Source organism: Microcystis sp. M090S1 (assembly GCF_020246295.1).
GTDB classification, from domain to species: domain Bacteria; phylum Cyanobacteriota; class Cyanobacteriia; order Cyanobacteriales; family Microcystaceae; genus Microcystis; species Microcystis aeruginosa.
On the sequence record NZ_JADBTF010000160.1, the window covers coordinates 1 to 4933 of the forward strand.

The 4933-nt window shown below is 46.6% G+C and carries 5 protein-coding genes; 1 reads left to right on the forward strand and 4 read right to left on the reverse strand.

Annotation, left to right across the window (positions count from 1 at the left end; genetic code table 11):
• Nucleotides 1-204 precede the first annotated feature (204 nt).
• From IM477_RS07165 to ftsY, 4 genes are all read right to left on the reverse strand, one after another.
• On the reverse strand, nt 205-1488 hold the full coding sequence (locus IM477_RS07165; RefSeq protein WP_287731127.1) for a DUF3086 domain-containing protein: 1284 nt from the start codon (nt 1486-1488) through the stop codon (nt 205-207).
• Nucleotides 1489-1733: 245 nt separating this feature from the next.
• Entirely contained in the window at nt 1734-2150 is a 417-nt protein-coding gene (locus IM477_RS07170) for a DUF3119 family protein (RefSeq protein WP_002777863.1), read from the reverse strand.
• Between the two features lie 39 nt (nt 2151-2189).
• Entirely contained in the window at nt 2190-2990 is an 801-nt protein-coding gene (locus IM477_RS07175; RefSeq protein WP_287731128.1) for a metal ABC transporter ATP-binding protein, read from the reverse strand.
• A 94-nt stretch (nt 2991-3084) separates the two neighbouring features.
• Nucleotides 3085-4419, reverse strand: coding sequence for a signal recognition particle-docking protein FtsY (gene ftsY / locus IM477_RS07180; protein ID WP_061431710.1), 1335 nt, complete (start codon nt 4417-4419; stop codon nt 3085-3087).
• Nucleotides 4420-4644: 225 nt separating this feature from the next.
• Here ftsY and IM477_RS07185 point away from each other — a divergent pair.
• Nucleotides 4645-4933 (forward strand): Uma2 family endonuclease (locus IM477_RS07185; protein WP_287731129.1); only part of this gene is annotated, 289 nt, incomplete at its 3' end.

The window sequence follows — 4933 nt, forward strand, 5'->3', positions numbered from 1 at the left end:
GTACGGGCGAAGCATTCGGGCAATAACCTATCGGTGAAACCGTAGATTTTTTATCCGAATGCTTCGCCCCTACAGGACGCGGGCCGATGAAGACGCAAGGTTTTGAAGCACGATTCTCTCAAAATCTTGCACCTGTTTCGCTCGTAAAGCCACAAAACCCTTACCTTGCCTACATTTCACCTTTATTCAGCAAGCCCTAATTAGTTAATACCAATAACTAGAACTTTGTTGAGGTTCAGGGGCAAAAGCTAACCAGTAGGGGAATTGTAAAAGAGCGAAATTGAGCCGTTCTTCGGTATCATCGATGATAATGAGCGGTGAATACTTATCCTCGATTAAACGTTCCGCTTTTTGAATTAAAGCTTCGGGAGACTCAAAGAGAACGATGCCGCGGTCTGGTCCAAAATCGGCGCGGGAAATGCCGAGACAATCTTGGAGGCCGCGCCGCCATTCGCCTAAACGTTCGGGACTATTAGCCAGAACTAGAGAACGGAAGCGATCGCCCTGTAATTCCGCCATAATCGAGATAATTGCCGAAGCGACCAGAATATTCTGGAGACGGCTGCCCATACCGCGAACAGTACCCCGGCCCCCCTGTTTAAAGAACCACTGTTGCACCCGTTCGGCGTGAATTGGTTCAAAAGTGCGCCGTAATTGCCAAGGGGGACCGTAATAATCAGGACGACTGCGATAACGGTCTAAAAGAGTTTGGATGCGCTGATTTTGCTCAGAAAAGCCCTGTCTAGGGGTGGATTGCCCCACCGGTTCCGATTCATAACCCGAACGGTTAGAACGACGGGGTTCTTGCCAATTATCCTGGCCCTGGTTACTGGTGCGGGGGGGACGGGGACTTTCTTCGCGATAATCCCGGCCTTGACTGCCACGGGATGGGCGCGGGTTTTCCTCCCGTTCGGTCCGCAGGGGGGGTTCCACGGAGCGGGGGGATTTTTCGGGGGTTTCAAAACGGGGTAATTCCAACTGTTCGGCAGCCGCAGCCAAATCCTGTAAACTGCCCACCAGATAGTCTTTAAATCCCTGAACCCGCACGGCCATATCCTGGGAGACTCCGGCGAAACTACTCCGCATTTCCTGCCGAATACGCTCACGACGGCGTTCTAACTGTTCGATCGCCAATTCTAAAGCCTGTTTGCGTTGTTCTAGGTCTTTTACGCCTTCCTTGAGCATTCTTTCGATTTGAGCTTTGATATCCCCTAGTTCTTCGGCGATCAAGCGTTCTTTTTCCGCTTTTAACGCCGAGATTTCTGCCGCTAGGCTCTGTTTTTGCCGTTCTAGAGCCGAGATTTCCTCCCGCAGGGGTTGCGCTTGCGCTGGGGGAACTAATTCGCCTTCGGGGGCGATTTCCGATGGCAGGGGATTCTCTACCGGGCGATCGTTCCAGAGATCATCAAAACTAAATTCTTCGACAGATTCATCGGGTAAGTCTGTCATTTTGTCAAGGGGTAAAACATTAAAATCTTCTGAATTCATCGGCTTTAGAAATGCAGAGCGAACAAAGGGCCAAGGCAGGCAATTAAGTAAGTGGTTCTAATTAATAGACGATAGATATTGCCTTTGATCCCCCCTGCCCCCCTTAATAAGGGGGGTGCCGATAGGCGGGGGGATCCCCCCCTGCCCCCCTTAATAAGGGGGGTGCCGATAGGCGGGGGGATCTGACAATTTTTAACACTTACCTACTTAAGACGCTATTAGCTAGATTTTATTTTAACTCAATCTTAGTTCGCTTCTGAGTCGATCGCTTGCGATGCTGCTAAAGGATAGTATTTTTCGAGGCACAGTCTCAGGGTTGCGCTGTCAAAGATAATGGGCAAAAAATGAATGCTGTTAATTTCTTTGAAATAAAATAGGATCGGGACTTTATTCCAGAAAATCCGCCAATTTTGCCATTCTTGGTAGGGAAAGGAGCGAATTTGTTGCCCGGACAGATAGACATCTAAGGAAGTGGGGGTAAACTGGAGGCGAATGCGGGTAGTCTGGAACATCAAGAATAGCCCTAACAGGGAGAAAATTATGCCCAGCCAGACCTGTAAAAAGAGTAAAGGCAGCGATAAAATTACCAAAAACAGGGGAATTCGATAGTTAGGAGCCAGTTCGATCGTTCCTGTTACTTCTTGCGGGGAAATAGTTTTCATTGGTGTCCCTATCGGCAGTCAGCCAAAATATCTTCGCTTCTAGTTTATCGCATTGTTTTTCCAGAGGCGATCGAGATAATCGAGACTCGATCGGGGATGATCTGGTAGTGTCATGGCATCGTAGAAGGAGACTTTACCCCCATAGGCGCGCCGGAGATTAAAATCGGTTAAGACCTTAGATCGTTGATCGGCGAGGATCAATTCTTTATTTAAGAGGATTAAATCAGCAAAATGGGTGATAGATTCGCCTAAATCATGGTTAACCACCAGGACAATTTTATTTTCTTGGGCTAACTCACCAAAGATATTAAAAAGAACCCCCTCGGTTTTTTGATCTACCCCAACGAAAGGTTCATCAAAACAGAAAATCTCCGCTTCTTGGGCCAAAGATCTGGCTAAAAAGACTCTTTGCTGTTGTCCCCCCGACAGCTGACCGAGGGGACGATGGCGTAAATCAGCCATTTCCACCCGTTCTAGGGCATTTAAAGCCTGTTGACGACTAATATGGGAAAAAGGACGAAACCAACCCGTTTTTCTGACTCTCCCCATCATTACCACATCCCAAGCGGTGACGGGATAGGTCCAGTCGATTTGAGATCTTTGGGGAACATAAGCGACTTTATCCAGTTGTTGCTGTAGAGATTGCCCTTGATAGTTAACGCTTCCCTGTTGTACGGGAATTAATCCTAGCATGGCTTTGATCAGGGTACTTTTGCCCGCACCGTTGGGACCGATAATACCGGTTAATCGTCCTGGATAAATTTTCAGGGTGATATCCCGTAGGGCTTCCACGCCGCGATAATATACTCCCAGATGACTAACTGTAATTGTCCTTTGCATAGTTGTTACCCTGAGTCTCCAGTTCTAGCATAACTAAAAATGAGACAATTATGAAGCAACCATGAAAAGATTATGAAAGATAGCTAGGGTGAGATCAATCGCCACTCAGTAAAGCTTCCACGAATTCGTAACTGGAAAAAGGCCGCAGATCCTCGATTCCTTCCCCAGCACCCACAAAGCGAATCGGTAGGTTAAGCTGACGCGCCACGGCAAGGGCAACACCCCCTTTAGCTGTACCATCGATTTTAGTCAGGATCACGCCGCTTAATTGGGCAGCTTCCGAGAAAACCTCGGCCTGTCGCAGCCCGTTTTGTCCTAAAGTGGCATCGAGAACTAGAAGCGATTCCACCACGGCACTCTCAGCTTTTTTGTCGATAATGCGGCGAATTTTGCTTAATTCTGCCATTAAGTTCTTTTTATTCTGCAATCTTCCCGCCGTATCCACTAAGAGTAATTCTACCTCCCTGGATTTAGCGGCTTCGATGCCATCGTACACCACGGCGGCCGGGTCGGTATTTTTGCCCGGGTTGGCAATTACTTCGACTTGCGATCGCTCTCCCCAAACTTTCACCTGTTCCACGGCAGCAGCGCGAAAGGTGTCGGCAGCGGCGATCATACAGCTATAGCCAGATTGTTTAGATAAATGGGCTAATTTGCCGATAGTCGTCGTTTTACCCACTCCGTTAACTCCTGTGAGCATCCAGATATTTAATTTGCCTTTTTCTGGCTCAAAACCGGGGTTGCTATAATTGGCTAAAGGTGCATCTAAAATCTCGCGGATAATTTCTTTGAGATATTCGATCGCTTTTTCGGGGGGCAAAGCTTCCTGTTTTAGCTTATTTTGGAGGGTAGTGATAATATAATCGGTGGCATCTACCCCCACATCGGCCTGAAGCAATAAAGCTTCGATTTCCTCCACCGCATCTTGATTGAGGGGACCCTGACCGACCACGGCCTTAAGCTGATTGACCAAGCTGCGGCGCGTTTTGCCTAAACCCTGACGCAATTTTTTTAACCAAGTGATTTCTTCTTCCGAAACGTCCTCTGCTTGTCGTCCCTGATTGGCTAAAACTTTGGCGGACCAGATAAAGTCCTCATCTGGTTCTGTAGGGGTTTCGATGGCGGTTTCTTTGAGAATTTCGAGGCGATCGGATTTTTTCAGCCATGCGGGGGTATTATCCTCGGTTTCTTCTTCTTTAACCGGTTCTTCCTCTTGCAGAGGTTCGGTTTCAGCAATAGATGTCTCAGGGGTTTCGCTCACGACGGCCTCGGCCGTGGCTTTTTTCTCTTGAATATTTTTAAAGGCTTTTTTGGCCCAATCTAAATAGTCTTCCTGACTGGTTGCCTCGCTGGGGGTTTCCTCTACGGGTGCAGGGGGTGCTTGTTCTTGTTCGGGTTGGACTTTCTGACGACGGAACCAGTTAAACATAGGAGAAACTAAACATAAAACTATTTATCTAGTTTATCTTAACTCTTGAAGTGAGCAATTTTGATACTTAGATTTTTAATTATGGATTTCTCCGCATTTTTTGCCAGAGATTAAGGAAAAAATATGATCCGAGTAACTCAATTGATAACCTTGCTCAAGGATAACTTTATCTCTTTTTAGGGAAATGCTGTATCCTAGAAAATAGAATAGGAAGGAGAGTCAAAAATGTTAACCGCTACTGAAACTAAATATTATACTCCCGAAGAATATCTCGCCCTAGAGGAAACGTCCGAGGATAAAAATGAATATCGTCAAGGAGAAATTATCCCAATGGTAGGAGCCACCACTAATCACAATCAGATTTGTCTAAATTTTTGCCGTAATTTTCCCTTAAATATCAATAATCAAGATTATTATACCTACATGGAAACGGTGCGTTTATGGCTGTCAGATTATAGTATTTACACCTATCCCGATGTGATGGTGATTAAAGGTCAACCTCTCTATCAAGGGA

Bases quoted from the DNA above. Each gene is read 5' to 3' on its own strand.
- IM477_RS07165 (WP_287731127.1), bottom strand. From the start codon at position 1,488: ATGAATTCAGAAGATTTTAATGTTTTACCCCTTGACAAAATGACAGAC.
- IM477_RS07170 (WP_002777863.1), bottom strand. From the start codon at position 2,150: ATGAAAACTATTTCCCCGCAAGAAGTAACAGGAACGATCGAACTGGCT.
- IM477_RS07175 (WP_287731128.1), bottom strand. From the start codon at position 2,990: ATGCAAAGGACAATTACAGTTAGTCATCTGGGAGTATATTATCGCGGC.
- ftsY (WP_061431710.1), bottom strand. From the start codon at position 4,419: ATGTTTAACTGGTTCCGTCGTCAGAAAGTCCAACCCGAACAAGAACAA.